17 protein-coding genes and 1 riboswitch are annotated in these 16,647 nt (G+C 60.5%); of the genes, 7 read left to right on the forward strand and 10 right to left on the reverse strand.

Translation table 11 applies throughout. From position 1 onward, the window contains the following. Positions 1–79: 79 nt before the first annotated feature. Positions 80–799, reverse strand: a complete 720-nt coding sequence (locus tag ASE80_RS03785) for a 16S rRNA (uracil(1498)-N(3))-methyltransferase (RefSeq protein ID WP_056857722.1) — start codon at positions 797–799, stop codon at positions 80–82. A 106-nt stretch (positions 800–905) separates the two neighbouring features. Beyond that, positions 906–2,312 (reverse strand): adenosylmethionine--8-amino-7-oxononanoate transaminase, encoded by a 1,407-nt coding sequence (locus ASE80_RS03790; protein WP_056857723.1) that lies wholly within the window; start codon positions 2,310–2,312, stop codon positions 906–908. Between the two features lie 273 nt (positions 2,313–2,585). Between ASE80_RS03790 and ASE80_RS03795 the strand changes: the two genes are divergently transcribed. Together ASE80_RS03795 and ASE80_RS03800 are read left to right on the forward strand one after the other, a co-directional pair. After that, positions 2,586–3,137, forward strand: coding sequence for a cytochrome b (locus ASE80_RS03795; protein WP_056857724.1), 552 nt, complete (start codon positions 2,586–2,588; stop codon positions 3,135–3,137). 32 nt (positions 3,138–3,169) lie between these two features. Beyond that, a complete protein-coding gene (locus ASE80_RS03800) occupies positions 3,170–3,766 on the forward strand; it encodes a YceI family protein (protein WP_026013867.1) in 597 nt (198 codons plus the stop codon). Positions 3,767–3,827: 61 nt separating this feature from the next. Here the strand turns inward: ASE80_RS03800 and ASE80_RS03805 are convergent, their stop codons facing one another. Then, positions 3,828–4,712: a LysR substrate-binding domain-containing protein gene (locus ASE80_RS03805; RefSeq protein WP_056857725.1), complete on the reverse strand. Its 885-nt coding sequence runs from the start codon at positions 4,710–4,712 to the stop codon at positions 3,828–3,830. Between the two features lie 127 nt (positions 4,713–4,839). Here ASE80_RS03805 and ASE80_RS03810 point away from each other — a divergent pair, with 127 nt between their 5' ends. Continuing rightward, positions 4,840–5,214, forward strand: coding sequence for a nuclear transport factor 2 family protein (locus tag ASE80_RS03810; protein ID WP_056857726.1), 375 nt, complete (start codon positions 4,840–4,842; stop codon positions 5,212–5,214). A 61-nt stretch (positions 5,215–5,275) separates the two neighbouring features. On the opposite strand, the gene ASE80_RS03815 is transcribed toward ASE80_RS03810, so the two are convergent. The 4 genes from ASE80_RS03815 to ahcY all read right to left on the reverse strand — a co-directional run bounded on the left by ASE80_RS03815 (position 5,276) and on the right by ahcY (position 10,737). Next, a complete protein-coding gene (locus ASE80_RS03815; RefSeq protein ID WP_056857727.1) occupies positions 5,276–7,168 on the reverse strand; it encodes a DEAD/DEAH box helicase in 1,893 nt (630 codons plus the stop codon). Between the two features lie 222 nt (positions 7,169–7,390). Next, positions 7,391–8,182, reverse strand: coding sequence for a substrate-binding periplasmic protein (locus ASE80_RS03820; protein WP_056857728.1), 792 nt, complete (start codon positions 8,180–8,182; stop codon positions 7,391–7,393). A 129-nt stretch (positions 8,183–8,311) separates the two neighbouring features. Further along, positions 8,312–9,157 carry a methylenetetrahydrofolate reductase [NAD(P)H] gene (metF, locus tag ASE80_RS03825; RefSeq protein ID WP_056857729.1) on the reverse strand — a complete coding sequence of 282 codons (846 nt, stop codon included), beginning with the start codon at positions 9,155–9,157 and terminating at the stop codon, positions 8,312–8,314. A gap of 170 nt (positions 9,158–9,327) precedes the next feature. Beyond that, positions 9,328–10,737 (reverse strand): adenosylhomocysteinase, encoded by a 1,410-nt coding sequence (gene ahcY / locus ASE80_RS03830; protein ID WP_056857730.1) that lies wholly within the window; start codon positions 10,735–10,737, stop codon positions 9,328–9,330. Positions 10,738–10,758: 21 nt separating this feature from the next. Continuing rightward, positions 10,759–10,864, reverse strand: a riboswitch (S-adenosyl-L-homocysteine riboswitch). Between the two features lie 198 nt (positions 10,865–11,062). Here ahcY and ASE80_RS03835 point away from each other — a divergent pair. Together ASE80_RS03835 and ASE80_RS03840 are read left to right on the forward strand one after the other, a co-directional pair. Continuing rightward, positions 11,063–11,455 carry an acyl-CoA thioesterase gene (locus tag ASE80_RS03835; protein ID WP_016977737.1) on the forward strand — a complete coding sequence of 131 codons (393 nt, stop codon included), beginning with the start codon at positions 11,063–11,065 and terminating at the stop codon, positions 11,453–11,455. A gap of 86 nt (positions 11,456–11,541) precedes the next feature. Then, a complete protein-coding gene (locus ASE80_RS03840; protein ID WP_056857731.1) occupies positions 11,542–12,429 on the forward strand; it encodes a formate/nitrite transporter family protein in 888 nt (295 codons plus the stop codon). Here the strand turns inward: ASE80_RS03840 and ASE80_RS03845 are convergent. After that, positions 12,423–13,682, reverse strand: coding sequence for a cation:proton antiporter (locus ASE80_RS03845; protein ID WP_056857732.1), 1,260 nt, complete (start codon positions 13,680–13,682; stop codon positions 12,423–12,425). The genes ASE80_RS03840 and ASE80_RS03845 overlap by 7 nt on opposite strands. Positions 13,683–13,874: 192 nt before the next feature. On the opposite strand from ASE80_RS03845, the gene ASE80_RS03850 reads away from it, so the two are divergent. Further along, positions 13,875–14,261: an MAPEG family protein gene (locus ASE80_RS03850; protein ID WP_056857733.1), complete on the forward strand. Its 387-nt coding sequence runs from the start codon at positions 13,875–13,877 to the stop codon at positions 14,259–14,261. Positions 14,262–14,476: 215 nt separating this feature from the next. On the opposite strand, the gene mltA is transcribed toward ASE80_RS03850, so the two are convergent. After that, a complete protein-coding gene (gene mltA, locus ASE80_RS03855) occupies positions 14,477–15,664 on the reverse strand; it encodes a murein transglycosylase A (RefSeq protein ID WP_056857734.1) in 1,188 nt (395 codons plus the stop codon). Positions 15,665–15,793: 129 nt separating this feature from the next. Here mltA and ASE80_RS03860 point away from each other — a divergent pair, with 129 nt between their 5' ends. Further along, the gene (locus ASE80_RS03860; protein WP_056857735.1) at positions 15,794–16,243 is read left to right on the forward strand and encodes a c-type cytochrome; all 450 of its coding nucleotides are present in this window, start codon (positions 15,794–15,796) and stop codon (positions 16,241–16,243) included. Positions 16,244–16,249: 6 nt separating this feature from the next. Here the strand turns inward: ASE80_RS03860 and ASE80_RS03865 are convergent, their stop codons facing one another. Next, positions 16,250–16,645 (reverse strand): DUF1090 domain-containing protein, encoded by a 396-nt coding sequence (locus ASE80_RS03865; RefSeq protein WP_056857736.1) that lies wholly within the window; start codon positions 16,643–16,645, stop codon positions 16,250–16,252. Between the last annotated feature and the right edge of the window lie 2 nt (positions 16,646–16,647).

Genomic DNA, 16,647 nt, shown 5'->3' on the forward strand with positions numbered 1-16,647 from the left:
CTGCGTCCCAATTTGAGGTCGTGACGCAGAGCGTCACAGGAGGCTTTCCCACGCAGAGCGTGGGAACGATCGGGCGAGGTTAGAAGTCGCCCCAGAGTTGTTGGGCCACAGCCAGCGCCACGACTGGCGCGGTTTCGGTGCGCAGCACCCGCGGGCCGAGGCGGGCGGCGTGGAAGCCGGCAGTTTGGGCGGTTGCGACTTCTGCGTCGGTCAACCCGCCTTCCGGTCCGATCAGGAACGCCAGGCTCGATGGCTTGGCGTGGCTGATCATCGGCTCGGCCACCGGGTGCAGCACCAGCTTCAAATCCGCCTCGGCTTGCTTCAACCAGTCGGCCAGTAACAGCGGCGGGTGAATCACCGGCACTGTGGAACGCCCGCATTGCTCGCAGGCGCTGATCGCCACCTGGCGCCAGTGCAACAAGCGTTTGTCGGCGCGTTCATCCTTCAGGCGTACTTCGCAGCGGTCGCTGAAGATCGGCGTGATTGCATTCACACCCAATTCGGTGGCTTTCTGAATTGCCCAATCCATGCGCTCGCCCCGCGACAGGCCTTGGCCGAGGTGGATGTGCAGCGGTGATTCGGCCTGGCCCGCAAAGCGTTCCGTGAGTTGCACGGTGACGCGTTTTTTACCGACCTCCAGCAAGGTGCCGAGAAACTCCTGGCCGGAGCCGTCGAACAGCTGCACGGCATCGCCTTCGCCCATGCGCAATACGCGGCTGATGTAGTGCGCCTGGGCTTCGGGCAATTCATGCTCGCCGATGCTGAGCGGGGTGTCGGTGAAAAAGCGGGACAGTCTCATTTCTGTTCTCTGGAAGTGGTGTGCAGAGCGGACGCGGAGCGTCCAGGGCTGCATTCCCACGCGGAGCGTGGGAACGATCATGCGAAACCTGTGGGAGTGAACTCAATTAACCCGGATCACGAAAGCCTGGGTGGAAGTCCTTCGGCACGGCAACACTCACGTTGCTGTTGGTGGCGATATCGATGCCTTCACTGGCCACTTCAGCCAAAAAGTCGATCTGCTCCGGCGTAATCACATACGGCGGCAGGAAATACACCACGCTGCCCAACGGCCGTAACAATGCACCGCGTTCCAGCGCATGCTCGAACACCTTCAAGCCACGGCGTTCCTGCCACGGGTAGGCGGTTTTGGTGGCTTTGTCCTGAACCATCTCGATGGCCAGCACCATGCCGGTCTGGCGTACTTCCGACACGTGCGGGTGGTCCACCAGGTGCGCGGTGGCGGTGGCCATGCGCTGGGCCAGGGCCTTGTTGTTTTCGATGACGTTGTCTTCTTCGAAGATATCCAGAGTCGCCAAGGCTGCCGCGCACGCCAGCGGGTTGCCGGTGTAGCTGTGGGAATGCAGGAAGGCGCGCAGCGTCGGGTAGTCGTCGTAGAAGGCGTCGTACACATCGTCGGTGGTGACGACCGCCGCCAATGGCAAGTAACCGCCGGTGAGGGCTTTGGACAGGCACAAAAAGTCCGGGCGGATACCGGCTTGCTCACAGGCGAACATGCTGCCGGTGCGGCCGAAGCCCACGGCGATTTCGTCGTGGATCAGGTGCACGCCATATTTGTCGCAGGCTTCGCGCAGCAGCTTGAGGTACACCGGGTGGTACATGCGCATGCCGCCGGCGCCCTGGATCAGCGGCTCGACGATCACGGCGGCAACGCTGTCGTGGTTTTCGGCCAAGGTGTGTTCCATGGCCAGGAACATGTTGCGCGAGTGCTCTTCCCAGCTCATGCCCTCGGGGCGCAGGTAGCAATCCGGGCTCGGCACCTTGATGGTGTCCAGCAACAGGGCTTTATAAGTCTCGGTAAACAACGGCACATCGCCCACCGACATCGCGGCAATGGTTTCGCCGTGGTAGCTGTTGGTCAGGGTGACGAAGCGCTTCTTGTTCGGCAGGCCACGGTTGAGCCAGTAGTGAAAGCTCATCTTCAGCGCGACTTCGATGCACGACGAGCCGTTGTCGGCGTAGAAGCAGCGCGTCAGGCCCTCGGGCGTCATCGCCACCAGGCGCTCCGACAACTCGATCACCGGCTGGTGGCTGAAACCAGCGAGGATCACGTGCTCCAGCTGATCCACCTGGTCCTTGATGCGCTGGTTGATGCGCGGGTTGGCGTGGCCGAACACATTGACCCACCAGGAACTGACGGCATCGAGGTAGCGCTTGCCTTCGAAGTCTTCCAGCCATACGCCTTCACCGCGCTTGATCGGGATCAGCGGCAGTTGCTGGTGGTCTTTCATCTGGGTGCAGGGATGCCACAGCACCGCGAGGTCGCGTTGCATCCACTGGTTATTCAAGCCCATCGGTTATCTCCTCGAAGCGGCCCTGCGCCCGGCGCAGGCGAAACAATCGCGCAAGCCTATGCAATGCCAGGCGGCGTCACAACCCATTACGGATGAATTGGCAGTAAAGGCAGGACGATCTGTCACGTTTCTTGGGAATAGTCCTTAATCCATTGTTAACGTACTGTGCATACTCTCTTGATCGTATTTCTCGATATTTCAAAGCGAAATTTTCCGCTTTAATTCGATAGGTAAATCGCTAGTCTTGGGCACAGTTCTTACGGGATTTGGGACATGCAGCTACGTAATTCATCGGCCCGTTATGGTTGGGTCAGCATGGTTTTGCACTGGGGCGTAGCCCTGGTGGTGTTCGGTTTGTTCGCGCTGGGCCTGTGGATGGTCGGCCTCGACTACTACAGTGCCTGGCGCAAAGACGCGCCCGACCTGCACAAGAGCATTGGCATTACGCTGTTCGCCATCATGCTGGTGCGTATCGTCTGGCGCCTTGTCAGCCCGCCGCCACCACCGTTGGCCAGCTACAGCCGAATGACGCGTATGGGCGCTGCGTTCGGCCACGCGTTCCTGTATCTGGGGCTGTTTGCCGTGATGATCGCCGGTTACCTGATTTCCACCGCAGACGGTGTCGGTATCCCGGTGTTTGGTCTGTTTGAGATTCCTGCCGTGGTTTCCGGGCTACCGGACCAGGCAGATAACGCCGGCTTGGTGCATCTGTACCTGGCCTGGGTATTGGTGGTCTTCGCCGGTTTGCATGGCGTGGCTGCGTTTAAACACCACTTTATCGATCGTGATGCGACCCTGACGCGAATGCTGGGACGCAAAGCCTGATGTTCAACCTCGACTCACAAGGAATAGAAAGCATGTTGAAAAAGACTCTCGCCGCTCTGGCAATCGGTTCCGCTCTGCTGTCCGCAGGTTCGGCGATGGCCGCTGACTATGTTGTCGACAAGGAAGGCCAGCACGCCTTCGTTGACTTCAAGATCAGCCACTTGGGCTACAGCTTCATCACCGGTACGTTCAAGGACCTGGACGGCAAGTTCAGCTTTGACGCAGCCAAGCCTGAAGACAGCAAAATCGAGTTCAACGTCCGTACCGCCAGCGTATTCACCAACCACGCCGAACGTGACAAGCACATCGCCAGCAAAGACTTCCTGGACGTTGGCAAGTTTGCCGATGCCAAGTTCGTCTCCACCAGTGTCAAAACCACCGGTAAAAATGCTGCAGGCCAAGTCACTGCCGACGTGACCGGCGACCTGACCTTCCACGGCGTGACCAAGCCGATCGTGGTCAAGGCCACGTTCCTGGGCGAAGGCAAGGATCCATGGGGCGGCTACCGTGCCGGCTTTGAAGGCACCACCAGCTTCAACCGTCAGGACTTCGGCAAGCAGATGGACCTGGGCCCAGCGTCCAACACTGTTGAGCTGTACGTGACTTTTGAAGGTGTGAAAGCGAAGTAATTATTTCGCTGCTTCAAACGCCAAGCGCCGACCTCAGGGTCGGCGTTTTGCTGTGCGCTGTTCAAAGGCTTTCTTGATACGTCTTCACTTGGTCCTTGAGCCAGTTATGCAACAACGTCAGTTGCGCCGAAGGCTTGCTGCCGGCGGGCCAGACCAGGTAGTAGCGTGAAGTGTGCGCCGGCTCAATGTCGGTGAGCCGGACCAGTTCCCCGCGTTGAATCAGCGCATGGGCAATGGAGCGGCGGGTCAATGCGACGCCGTGCCCCAGCCGTACGGCTTCGAGCATCAATGTGGAATCGGTGAACTCCAGTGGCGCTTGCGGACGTTGCCCTTCGATACCTGCTGCGCCCAGCCAGATCGGCCAGCTCTCACTGGCGTGCAGCAATGGCTGCTCAAGGACGGCTTGCGCCGTGTCCGGCAGCACGCCGTGGTTGAAGTCGCGGGCGGCGACCACCAGCAATGAGTCGCCCATCAACGTTTCGCAATGCACATCCGGCCACTGGCCATGGCCGAAGCGAATCGCGCAATCAAGCGGGCCTTGCTCGAAGCTGGCGAACTCCATGCTCGACTCCAGCCGCAAGTGCAGCTCGGGGTGAGCCGCCCTGAAATCATGCAGGCGCGGCAACAACCAATGCATGGCGTAGGAAGGCAGCACCGAAGCGGTCAGTTGTGGGTGCCTGGTTTTAGCCATCAGTTTTTCGGTGATCCCGGCGATCTCGCCCAGCCCCTGCCTGATCTGGTAGGCATACACGCGGCCTTCATCCGTCAGCATCAGCGTGCGCTTGTTGCGCATGACCAACGCGAGGCCCAGGTAATCTTCAAGGGCGCGAATCTGATGGCTGACGGCACTGTGGGTCACGTGCAGTTCGAGGGCGGCCAGGTTCACCTTGCCTAATCGGGCCAAGGCCTCGAAGGCCCGCAGCGCGGCGAGTGGTGGCAGTTTCAATGTGTGAATTCCTTTCACAGAAAAGCCTAATAATAGCCGCTATACGTGAAATGAGCGGGCTACCGATAATGGCGACAAGTTATTTATTCAAATAACACCGTGCTGAAACTGTCGGGAGTTGTGCGCCATGATTGATGAGATTCAAGCGTTTCTGAACGATTACTTTAGTGTGCTGCAAACTCAGGACTTGAATACGTTTGATCAAGTCTTTCATCGTGGCTGCGTGTTATACAGCGCACAGAACTCGACCGTGGTCGTGCGGCCGTTCGATGAATACCGGACTATGGTTCAAGGCCGAAAGTCGCCGCAGGAAGGCGGTTTTCCGCAGCTTGACGAGGTATTGATGATCGACGTGATGTCGCCGGAAATGGCCATCGTCAAAGTGCGTTTGCGCTTGTTCAATAACGTGATGGTTGATTATTTGAACCTGATGAAAGTTGACGGTCGCTGGATGATCTTCGCCAAACTTTTTCATAAGGCCGGTGAAGTGGCTGATCAATAAGCTATTGCCTGGATGCAAAAACGCCCCGACTAATCGGGGCGTTTTTGTTAGCGTCGAAAACTCAGCGGTTGCGGGTCAGCAACGCAGGTTTTTCACCACGAGGACGGCCTGGCAGTTGATCCAGCTGCTCAGGTGTCGGGAAGCGATCCGCTTTCGACTCCTTGTGGATGATTTTCGGCGCCGGGCCACCACGCGGGTTCTGCACGGCGGGTTCCGACAAGCGTGGCTGGTCGTCACGGGCCGGGCGGCGGTTGTTGCTGCGCGAGTCTTCGCGACGGGCTTGGCCGTCACGTGGCGCACCATTACGCGGGCCGTTGCGCTTGGCAGGTGGTGTACCGGTGGTACCGCCGCTGCTGTTGCGTGGGCCATTTTGACGACCGCCCTGTGGCTGGCCGCCACGTGGAGCGCTCGTACCTGCGCCCGCACCTTGTGCCGGGGCACCTGGGCGGCGGCCACGGCCTTGGGCCGGCTTGGCCTGGGGCACGTAGTCAACGCGGTTACCGAAGTTATCCACGTCGTCGTCGAGGAACTCGTCCGGGGCGCGGTCGGCGGCGGCGCGTGGCGGCTGGCTCGGCTGGCGCTGTTCGCGGGCCGGGGTGCCTTCACGGGGCTTCTGCTCACGGGCTGGGCGTTCGCCACGGCCGTTGGTGGGCGCTTTTTCCTTGCCGCCTTTGTCTTTGCCCTTGTCGCGACGACCACCGCCACCACCGCCGCCGTTCGGGCCATCGCCCTTCGGACCGCGTGGGTTGCGTGGGTTACGCACGTCCGGACGCTCGCGCGCTTCAGGCTTTTCGGCCTCCACGGCGCTGGAGTCGAAGCCCATCAGGTCGCCGTCGGCGATTTTCTGCTTGGTCATGCGCTCGATGCTTTTCAGCAGTTTTTCTTCGTCCGGAGCGACCAGGGAAATGGCCTCGCCCGAACGACCGGCACGGCCGGTACGGCCGATACGGTGCACGTAATCTTCATCGACGTTCGGCAGCTCGAAGTTGACCACATGTGGCAATTGGTCGATATCCAGGCCGCGTGCGGCGATATCGGTGGCGACCAGGATGCGCACAGTGCCGGCCTTGAAGTCGGCCAGGGCTTTGGTGCGCGCGTTCTGGCTCTTGTTACCATGGATGGCGACGGCGGTGAGGCCGTGCTTGTCCAGGTATTCGGCCAGGCGGTTGGCGCCGTGCTTGGTGCGGGTAAACACCAGCACCTGTTCCCACGCGCCGTGGGTGATCAGGTGCGCAAGCAGCGAGCGCTTGTGGCTGGCGGCCAGGCGGAACACGCGTTGCTCGATACGCTCGACCGTGGTGTTCGGCGGCGTGACTTCGATGCGTTCCGGGTTGTGCAGCAGCTTGCCGGCCAGGGCGGTGATGTCCTGGGAGAACGTTGCCGAGAACAGCAGGTTCTGACGTTTGGCCGGCAGGCGGGCGAGCACTTTTTTCACGTCATGGACAAAGCCCATGTCGAGCATGCGGTCGGCTTCGTCCAGCACGAGGATTTCCACGTGGGACAAGTCGACGCTGCCTTGGCCGCACAGGTCGAGCAAACGACCCGGGCAGGCGACCAGCACGTCAACACCACGGGACATGGCCTGAACCTGTGGGTTCATGCCGACGCCGCCGAAGATGCAGGCGCTGACGAACTTCAAGTCGCGGGCATACAGCTTGAAGCTGTCGTGCACCTGGGCGGCGAGTTCGCGGGTTGGGGTCAAGACCAGTACGCGCGGTTGGCGCGGGCCGTGACGCTGGGATTTGTCCGGGTGACCGTTGGGGAACAACCGCTCCAGAATCGGGAGGGCGAAACCACCGGTTTTACCAGTACCTGTCTGCGCCGCAACCATCAGGTCGCGACCTTGCAACACGGCGGGAATGGCCCGCTGTTGCACCGGAGTAGGCTCGGTATAGCCCGCTGCCTCGATGGCGCGGACTAAAGCCTCGGAGAGACCGAGGGAAGCAAAGGACATGAGTAATCCTGTTTTAGTTAGGGCTTGGCCCAAAGGGATAATCTTGCCGGGCGTGAATGGCGCTTAGGGGAGCGCAACCCCGTCCGGTCCTGCTGCGTCTGGCGGGCACTCCACCGGCTCGCGCGGGCTGCAAAGCTGCGCAGTAGCTGGGTTAGGTGCCTTTTTCAAGACCTCAGCGGCCGGGCGTGAGCCTGGCGGAAAGGCCGGAGTATAACAGAGCAATCACGGCGCGCCGCTTTCCTGCTGCTCAACGGTGTGTTCGGAGGCCGTTATTGCTTGGATTCCGCCATATTTGGCGCTTAAGGCCGCGTAGGCGGGCTCTTGCTTGAAGCGCTTGAGCTCGGCGGCAAAGCGTTGCACCAGCAGGTCCATGCCGGCGCCCCGGCGTACGGCCAAAAATTGCGGCTGGCGGCTGACCACCAGCGGCGCCTGGCTGACCTTGCCTTCCAGGCCCATGGCCTTGATCACATGCTGGCCGACGCGACGGTCCGTAATCACCAGGTCAACGCGGCCCAGCGACAGTTTGCCGAAGTTGGCCTCATGGCTGGGCGCCGGCTCGCGGTCGAACAGGGTGGATTCGCTGAAAGCCTCGCCATACAGATAGCCCGGCGACGTGCCGACCGTCAGCCCGCGCAGGTCATCCAGGGTCTGGGCCGGATGAGGGCGGTCGTTGGCATAGAACAGCACGAATTCGACAGCCGACAACGGTTCGCTGGGGTAAAGCAGCAAGGCGTCGCGCTCATGGCTGTGGAAAATATCCAGCGCGCCATCGGCGTGGCCTTGATCCAACATGGCCAGGCAGCGTTTCCAGGGCAGGAATTGCCACTCTACATCCACCCCCAGGCGTTGGAACACGATCATCGTGGTTTCGTAATCCAGGCCGCGCATGCTGCCGTTGTCGTCGTACACATAAGGTGCCCAAGGCTCGGTGACAACGCGCAATTTCTCGCCGTAAGCGGCGAAGCTCAGGCAAGCAAAAAGCACAGTGGTCAACAGCTTGAGAATGACGGGCATACCCTGAGGTTACGATGCTCCTGCGCTAAAGAGAAGCTCTGGCACGCGCATTCGCGGGCAAGTTGATGTAGCGCATTAAAAGCAAAAGGCCCTCGTATAAACGAGGGCCTTGGCATTACCCAGCAAGCCTTAGCGCGGCAGCTTGAGGTTATTCCAGATGGCCAGGCTGGGTTCAGTCTGGTTCAGGGTGTAGAAGTGCAGCCCTGGTGCGCCACCTTGCAGCAATTGTTCACACATCCGCGTGATCACCTGCTCGCCGAACGCCTGGATGCTCTTGACGTCATCGCCATAAGCTTCCAGTTGCTTGCGCACCCAGCGTGGGATTTCAGCACCGCAGGCGTCGGAGAAACGCGCCAGCTTGCTGTAGTTGGTGATCGGCATGATGCCCGGCACGATAGGGATATTCACACCCATGGCCCGCACACGCTCGACAAAGTAGAAGTAACTGTCGGCGTTGAAGAAGTACTGAGTGATCGCACTGTCGGCGCCGGCATTGGCCTTGCGCACGAAGTTCTGCAGATCGTCTTCGAAATTACGCGCCTGTGGGTGCATCTCCGGGTAAGCCGCCACTTCGATATGGAAGTGATCGCCGCTTTCTTCACGGATGAAGCTCACCAGGTCATTGGCGTAGCGCAGCTCACCGCTGGCCATGCCCATGCCGGATGGCAGGTCGCCACGCAGGGCGACGATGCGCTTGATGCCGGCTTGTTTGTATTGGGTCAGCAGGCTGCGCAGGTCGGCCTTGCTGTCGCCCACGCACGACAAGTGCGGAGCGGCGGGAACTTTGACTTCGCTTTCGAGCTGCAGCACGGTGTTGATCGTGCGGTCACGGGTCGAGCCGCCGGCGCCGTAGGTGCAGGAGAAGAAGTCGGGGTTGAAGCTGGCCAACTGCTTGGCAGTCGCCATCAGTTTTTCATGCCCAGCATCGGTCTTGGTCGGGAAAAACTCGAAGCTGTAGCGACGGTCTTGGGACATGGTTAACACCCTTGGAAACTCATAAAACCGGTGTGGGAGCGGGCTTGCCCGCGATGCAGGCACCTCGGTTTTTCAGCAATACCGAGGGGATGCTATCGCAGCGGTGCGGCGATCCGACAAGCCAGCTCCCACAAAAGCCAGCTCCCCTATGGCAGCTGGCACTGGGCCGATCAGTAACGGTAAGCGTGCGGCTTGAACGGACCTTCAACGGTCACGCCGATGTAGTCGGCCTGGGTCTTGGTCAGTTGAGTCACCACGCCGCCGAAGCCGCGGACCATTTCCAGGGCCACTTCTTCGTCGAGTTTCTTCGGCAGTACTTCCACGGTCAGGCGCTCGGCTTTCTGGGCCGGCGACAGGTCGGCGTACTTCTGACCGAACAGGAAGATCTGCGCCAGGACCTGGTTGGCGAACGAGCCGTCCATGATGCGGCTTGGGTGGCCGGTGGCGTTGCCCAGGTTAACCAGACGGCCTTCGGCCAGCAGGATCAGGTAGTCATCGTTCTGCGGGTCGAAATCGCCAGCGCCGGTACGGTGAACCTTGTGTACCTGCGGCTTCACTTCTTCCCATGCCCAGTTCTTGCGCATGAAAGCGGTGTCGATTTCATTGTCGAAGTGACCGATGTTGCAGACCACGGCACGCTTCTTCAGGGCTTTGAGCATGTTTGCGTCGCAAACATTCACGTTGCCGGTAGTGGTCACGATCAGGTCGATCTTGCCCAGCAGGGCTTTGTCGATGCTCGCTTCGGTGCCGTCGTTCTGGCCGTTGATGAACGGCGAAACCACTTCGAAGCCGTCCATGCAGGCTTGCATGGCGCAGATCGGGTCAACTTCGGAGACTTTAACGATCATGCCTTCCTGGCGCAGGGACTGGGACGAACCCTTGCCCACGTCGCCGTAGCCGATCACCAGGGCTTGTTTGCCCGACAGCAGGTGGTCGGTGCCGCGCTTGATGGCATCGTTGAGGCTGTGACGGCAGCCGTACTTGTTGTCGTTCTTGCTCTTGGTCACCGAGTCGTTGACGTTGATGGCCGGGATTTTCAGCTCGCCCTTGGCCAGCATGTCCAGCAGGCGGTGCACGCCGGTGGTGGTTTCTTCGGTCACACCGTGAACGCGGTCCAGAATCTGCGGGTATTTCTTGTGCAGCAGCTCGGTCAGGTCGCCGCCGTCGTCGAGGATCATGTTGGCGTCCCATGGCTTGCCATCTTTGAGGATGGTTTGCTCCAGGCACCACTCGTACTCTTCTTCGGTTTCGCCTTTCCAGGCGTAAACCGCGATGCCGGCAGCCGCGATAGCAGCAGCGGCCTGGTCTTGAGTCGAGAAAATGTTGCAGGACGACCAGCGTACTTCGGCACCCAGGGCAACCAGGGTTTCGATCAGTACGGCAGTCTGAATGGTCATGTGGATGCAGCCGAGGATCTTCGCGCCTTTGAGCGGCTGCTCAGCAGCGTACTTGCGGCGCAGGCCCATCAGGGCTGGCATTTCGGATTCGGCGATAAAGGTTTCGCGACGGCCCCAGGCAGCGAGGGACATGTCGGCGACTTTGTAGTCGGTAAAACCTGCAGGCGTGATTACAGCGCTCATGAAGAGCCTCCATTCGTAGTGTGCGAATGGGCGCCGTTGTGCGTTTAGTATCCAGCTGGCTAACCAGGCCGGACAACGCCCCATCCGAGCCTGACAGGTTGAACCTGCTGCAGCGCCCCTCGGACAGGTGGCGGGAGAACGGTATCAATCGAAGATGACCGTTTTGAAGCGGTGGCGATTATAGCCGTGTGCGCGGCACTTCCCAAGCCTTTCTGTCGGCCACATGCAGATCGTGCATGGGCGTGATAGGCAATGGCGCATAGAGCTTGGGCGCGGGCTCTGCCATGATGTTGCCCATCATTTCGCAAGACGCTTTGGAGTGACCATGAACTTCCACACCCGCAAATGGGTAAAACCCGAAGACCTCAACCCCAACGGCACCCTGTTCGGCGGCAGCCTGCTGCGCTGGATCGACGAAGAAGCGGCCATTTACGCGATTGTTCAACTGGGCAACCAGCGTGTGGTGACCAAGTACATCTCCGAAATCAACTTCGTCAGCGCCTCGCGCCAGGGCGACATCATCGAGCTGGGCATCACCGCCACCGAGTTCGGCCGCACCTCGATCACCCTGACCTGTGAAGTGCGCAACAAGATCACCCGCAAAAGCATCCTCACTGTGGAGAAAATGGTCTTCGTCAACCTGGGTGAAGACGGTTTGCCGGCACCGCACGGGCGTACTGAAATCAAATATGTGAAAGACCAGTTTCAGGATGAGTAACTGCACGGCCTGCGTCAGCGGGCATTGAACGCTCGCGAATGAAGACAGGTCGTACCTGAACCGCATCCCCTTGTTCAGGTACGACCATGGCTACGCAAGCAGACGGCAAAACCCCCAACCTGTCGCAGGAAGAGCAACAGGACGTCGACGAGAACCAGCCGCCCCGCGCGGCGGTTCTGCACGAAATCATCCGCACCCAGGGCGACCAGGAACTGGAGCGCAATGTGGCTGCGTTGTGGTGGTCGGCGCTGGCGGCGGGCCTGACCATGGGCCTGTCGCTAATGGGCATGGGCCTGCTCAACTCGCGCCTGCCGGATGGCGAAGGCTTCAAGGTGATCGCCAGCTTTGGTTATTGCGCGGGCTTTCTCGCGGTGATCCTGGCGCGCCAGCAACTGTTCACCGAAAACACCCTGACCGCCGTGCTGCCGGTGATGAGCAAGCCGACGCTGGCCAATGCCGGCCGCCTGTTGCGGTTGTGGACGGTGGTGCTGGTGGGCAACCTGTGCGGCACCTTGCTGGTGGCCTACGTGATGCTGCACCTGCCGATCTTCGACACCAAGACCGACATGGCCTTCCTCGAAATCGGCCGCAAGGTCATGGAAAACGACCCCGGCCAGATGTTCGCCAAGGGCATTATTTCCGGCTGGATGATCGCCACCATGGTGTGGATGATCCCGTCCATGGAAAGCGCGAAGATGTTCATCATCATCCTGATCACTTACCTCATGGCGCTGGGGGACTTCACCCACATCGTCGTCGGTTCGGCGGAAGTGTCGTACCTGGTGTTTGCCGGCGAACTGCCGTGGAAGGATTTCTGGCTGGTGTTCGCCGGGCCGACCCTGGCGGGCAATATCATCGGCGGCAGTTTTATCTTTGCGTTGATCAGCCATGCGCAGATTCGCAGTGAGAGCAGCTTGCCGGGCAAGGCTGCTGCGGACCCCAGACATCCGCAGCAAATCAAAAAGGATCAGTGAGCCTCAGGCGTGGCCTGGGGCTCTCCCTTGGTCACATGCTTGACCAGCTTGCCGATGCTCAAACCCTGCAACAGGATCGACGACAGCACCACGATGTAGGTGATGCTCAGCAGCAAGTCGCGTTCCGGGCCAAGTGGCAGGGCCAGCGCCAGTGCGACCGAGACGCCACCGCGCAAACCACCCCAGGTGAGAATGCGGATAGTGCCGCGTGGCACCGTGCGCCAGCGGCGCAGCAACAGGATCGCCGGGGCCACGGTGAGCAGGCGTGAGGCCAGGATCGCCACGGCCAGCAAGCTGGCGGCCAGTACGTGCAACCAGTTGAACGGCAACAGCAGCAGCTCCATGCCGATCAGGGCAAACAGCAGGGCGTTGAGCATGTCATCGAGCAACTCCCAGAAACCGTCGAGGTAGCGTCGGGTCATGTCGTTCATCGCCAGCTTGCGGCCCAGGTTGCCGATGATCAGCCCGGCCACCACCATCGCAATCGGCGCCGAGACGTGCAGTTCGGTCGCCATTGCCGAGCCGCCGATCACCAGCGCCAGGGTCAGCATCACTTCGATCTGGTGCTGCTCGATGCTCTTGATCATCAGGTACACCAGGTAGCCGATCAGCCCACCGAACACCACGCCGCCAATCGCTTCATGGGCGAACAGCATGGCCGTGGCGCCGACGGTGGGTGTTTCGCCCAACTGTGCGATGCCCAGCAGTACGGTAAACACCACCACCGCCGTGCCGTCGTTGAATAGCGATTCGCCGACGATGGTGGTTTTAAGCGGCTTCGATGCGTTGGCGGTTCGCAGTACGCCCAGCACCGCAATCGGGTCGGTGGGTGAGATCAGCGCGCCGAACAGCAGGCAGTAGAGGAAGCTGACGTGCCAGCCGAACAGGGCAAAGATGTAATACGCCAGGCTGCCAATGACCACGGTGGCGATCAATACGCCGAAGGTCGCCAGCAGGCCGATGGGCCAGCGATAGCTGCGCAGGTCGTTGAGGTTGACGTGCAAGGCGCCGGCGAACAGCAGGAACGACAGCATCCAGTTCATCAGCAAGTCGCCGAAGTCGATCTGGCCGATCAACTGCTGGATACGCTCTTCCAATCCTGGGTAGCCGATAAGGCTCAAGCCCTGCAGAATCAGGGAAAACAGCAGGGCCGTGACCATCACACCGATGGTGGGCGGCAGCCCGATAAATCGGTAGTTCACATAGGTGAGCAGCGTGGTGAGGCAAATAAAAGCGGCGACAAGTTCAAGCATCCGAGGTCCTTGGAAGTGAGGGAAGGTCGTTATTGCTGGGATGGACCGCAACAGCGGCGGGATGTTTCAAGGCGCCGGCTAAAAGCGCGATAGAACCTTTCGGCGTGCTTCGGTTCATAGCCGGTGAGTGCGATTTTGCAGTGATAGTGCTAAAACTTTAATTTCTATTTAAAACAAAAAAAGGAATCCTTCATGACGGCCGCTTTCTGGTGTGTGTTGATCGCAATATTCCTGCCTTACCTGTGCACGGGGGTGGCCAAGTTCAGCGGCGGCAAGTTCGGCCCGCGGCATAACCACGACCCGCGCGCCTTCCTGGACACCGTCGAAGGCCTCGCCAAGCGCGCCCACAACGCCCAACTCAACAGCTTTGAAGTGACGCCTGCGTTTGCCGCGGCGGTGATCATCGCGCACCTGGCCGGTACGGCGTCGCTGGTGACCATCAATGTGCTGGCGGTGCTGTTTATCACCAGTCGGCTGCTGTACATCATTTGCTACCTGGCCGACTGGGCGATGCTGCGTTCGCTGGTGTGGGCGGTAGGGATGGCGTTGATTGCGAGTTTCTTTTTTGTGTCGATCTAGAGGTATTACGCACATTCAATAGGGTAGCGGGCTTGTTGTGGCGAGCGGGCTTGCCCCGCGTTGGGCTGCGAAGCAGCCCTAAAACAGGCACTGAGCTCTTTCTGAAAGAACTCGTTGCTCTTATTGGGGCCGCTGCGCAGCCCAACGCGGGGCAAGCCCGCTCGCCACATATGCCTCCACACAAGCCAGCTCCTACATTTGATCTTCTGCGTTATTCAGGAGCCAGCAGGCGCATCCGGCACGTGGGGCAACGCCGCGCCCTTGGGCCACAGCATCCAGATCTGCCCCTGCTGCTTCATATTCCCCGCCAGCTCACCCGCCGCTTCACCGGTGCCCCAGAACAAGTCTGCGCGCACTTCGCCGGTGATCGCGCCGCCCGTGTCTTGGGCTGCCACGGGTCGGGCAATCGGTGACCCGTCAGGCTTAGTGGTCGACAGCCACAACAGGCTGCCCAGCGGAATCACCTTGCGGTCCACTGCCACGCTGTAACCCGCCGTCAGCGGCACATTCAGTGAACCACGCGGACCTTCGTTGCTGTCCGGGCGGGCGCTGAAAAACACGTAGCTGGGGTTGCTCGCCAACAATTGTGGAATACGCTGTGGGTTGGCCTTGGCCCAGGCGCTGATGGCGCCCATGGTCACGTCCTCCTTTTTCAGCTCGCCTTGCTCCACCAGCCAGCGGCCGATCGGGCGGTATGGGTAGCCATTCTGGTCACCATAACCAACGCGCAGTTGGCGCCCACCGGCCAGTTGAATACGCCCAGAGCCCTGGATCTGCAGGAACTGCAGGTCCATCGGGTTGGTCAGCCAGGCAATCGGTTTGGCGGTGGAGCCCTGGCCGTTGATGGTGCTGGCATCGTCATACGGCTTGAGCACGCGGCCCTCGAGGCGGCCGCGCAGGCGCTTGCCCTTGAGTTCCGGGTAGATGCTTTCCAGGTTGACGATGATCAGGTCGTCCGGCACGCCGTATACCGGCACATGGGCAGTGGCGGTTTCGGTCAGGCTGCCAGGGTAGACCGGCTCGTAGTAGCCGGTGATCAAGCCATTGGGTGTGTTGTCGGCCGAGCGCAGACCGAACACATCCAGGCGCTCCTTGAGAAAACCGCGCACGGCCACGGCATCGCCCGGTACGGTGGCGGCGGCGGCACAGGTCGCGCCCCATACCGGATCAGCCTTGAGGCGCTGGCAGGCACTGCGCCAGGATTCAAACCCGGCCAGCAGGTCGCTGTCGGACACCGCCGGCAGCGCTTCCCACGGTGCACTGACATAAGTGGCGACGGCATGGGGCTTGGCCGCTTGATCTTTTTTGTCGGCGTCTTTGCCGCCATCACAACCGGCCAGCAGCGCAACCATCGGCAGAGCCCACACCATTCGGCGGCTCCAGCGTTTCAAGGTGACATTCATACACGTAATTCCTGAAGCGGTTGCCTGCGCCGCAGCGCAGTTGGGCAACCCTTATTATTAATAGGGCTATTGGTCTTTGCGGGCGGGGCGAGGATACTGGCCGCCGTTTCCCGTGACCCTGAAGCCATCATGACTTTTAAAAAACTGACCGTGGTATTGCTGGCCTGCCTGACCTTGTCCGCCTGCGGCGGTGTCGACCCGAATTCGCCGCTGGGCCAACGCAAGGCCATCTTCAAGCAGATGCTCAAGACCGGCGAAGACCTGGGCGGCATGCTGCGCGGGCGTATCCCGTTCGACGGCGCGAAGTTCGCCGAAGGCGCGGTCAAGCTCGATGCGCTGTCCCACGAACCGTGGAAGCATTTCCCGAGCGTGCGTGAGGAAGATCACACCAGCGCCAAGGACACGGTGTGGCAACAGCAGGCACGCTTCCAGGAGCTGGCCCGAAACCTTGAAGCGGCCACCGGTGAATTGGTGATCGCAAGCCAGGTGCAGCCCTACAAGGCCAGCAACCTGGGGCCTGCGGTGCAAAAAGTCGAAGATGCCTGCACGGCTTGCCATAAACAGTTTCGCGACCACTGACCGGTTTTACTTGTCGAGTTCTTCGACGGCCTCTTGCAGTTCTTTGCGTGACTGAGCCAGCTTGTCTTTGCGTTTGTTGATTTTCTCGGCATCGCCTTTTTTCATCGCCTTGTCGAGGTCGGCCTGACGGCGGCTGACCTCATGCTTGGCGTCGAGCACCTTGTTCTCGCGTTCCTTGCGCAGGGACGCATCGGTGCAGTGGGCGGTGACTTCGCTCAGGGCTTTTTCCAGGCCGGCCTGTTGCTCGCTGTTGCCATGGGCCTTGGCTTGTTCGATTTGTGCGCTGATGTCCTGGCGCTTGGCGGCGCAGCCGGTGAGTTCCGGCACTTCTTCGGCGGCCAGCAGCGGCATGCTCGCCAAGGTTACGGTGGTCAACAAGGCAAGTGGGGCTAGAAATTTCATGT

Source organism: Pseudomonas sp. Leaf15, from assembly GCF_001421425.1.
GTDB classification, from domain to species: Bacteria; Pseudomonadota; Gammaproteobacteria; order Pseudomonadales; family Pseudomonadaceae; genus Aquipseudomonas; species Aquipseudomonas salomonii.

Bases quoted from the DNA above. Each gene is read 5' to 3' on its own strand.
- ASE80_RS03850 (WP_056857733.1), top strand. From the start codon at position 13,875: ATGACGGCCGCTTTCTGGTGTGTGTTGATCGCAATATTCCTGCCTTAC.
- ASE80_RS03860 (WP_056857735.1), top strand. From the start codon at position 15,794: ATGACTTTTAAAAAACTGACCGTGGTATTGCTGGCCTGCCTGACCTTG.
- ASE80_RS03845 (WP_056857732.1), bottom strand. From the start codon at position 13,682: ATGCTTGAACTTGTCGCCGCTTTTATTTGCCTCACCACGCTGCTCACC.
- ASE80_RS03795 (WP_056857724.1), top strand. From the start codon at position 2,586: ATGCAGCTACGTAATTCATCGGCCCGTTATGGTTGGGTCAGCATGGTT.
- metF (WP_056857729.1), bottom strand. From the start codon at position 9,157: ATGTCCCAAGACCGTCGCTACAGCTTCGAGTTTTTCCCGACCAAGACC.
- ASE80_RS03865 (WP_056857736.1), bottom strand. From the start codon at position 16,645: ATGAAATTTCTAGCCCCACTTGCCTTGTTGACCACCGTAACCTTGGCG.
- ASE80_RS03785 (WP_056857722.1), bottom strand. From the start codon at position 799: ATGAGACTGTCCCGCTTTTTCACCGACACCCCGCTCAGCATCGGCGAG.
- ASE80_RS03835 (WP_016977737.1), top strand. From the start codon at position 11,063: ATGAACTTCCACACCCGCAAATGGGTAAAACCCGAAGACCTCAACCCC.
- ASE80_RS03810 (WP_056857726.1), top strand. From the start codon at position 4,840: ATGATTGATGAGATTCAAGCGTTTCTGAACGATTACTTTAGTGTGCTG.
- ASE80_RS03815 (WP_056857727.1), bottom strand. From the start codon at position 7,168: ATGTCCTTTGCTTCCCTCGGTCTCTCCGAGGCTTTAGTCCGCGCCATC.
- ASE80_RS03820 (WP_056857728.1), bottom strand. From the start codon at position 8,182: ATGCCCGTCATTCTCAAGCTGTTGACCACTGTGCTTTTTGCTTGCCTG.
- ahcY (WP_056857730.1), bottom strand. From the start codon at position 10,737: ATGAGCGCTGTAATCACGCCTGCAGGTTTTACCGACTACAAAGTCGCC.
- ASE80_RS03800 (WP_026013867.1), top strand. From the start codon at position 3,170: ATGTTGAAAAAGACTCTCGCCGCTCTGGCAATCGGTTCCGCTCTGCTG.
- ASE80_RS03840 (WP_056857731.1), top strand. From the start codon at position 11,542: ATGGCTACGCAAGCAGACGGCAAAACCCCCAACCTGTCGCAGGAAGAG.
- mltA (WP_056857734.1), bottom strand. From the start codon at position 15,664: ATGAATGTCACCTTGAAACGCTGGAGCCGCCGAATGGTGTGGGCTCTG.
- ASE80_RS03790 (WP_056857723.1), bottom strand. From the start codon at position 2,312: ATGGGCTTGAATAACCAGTGGATGCAACGCGACCTCGCGGTGCTGTGG.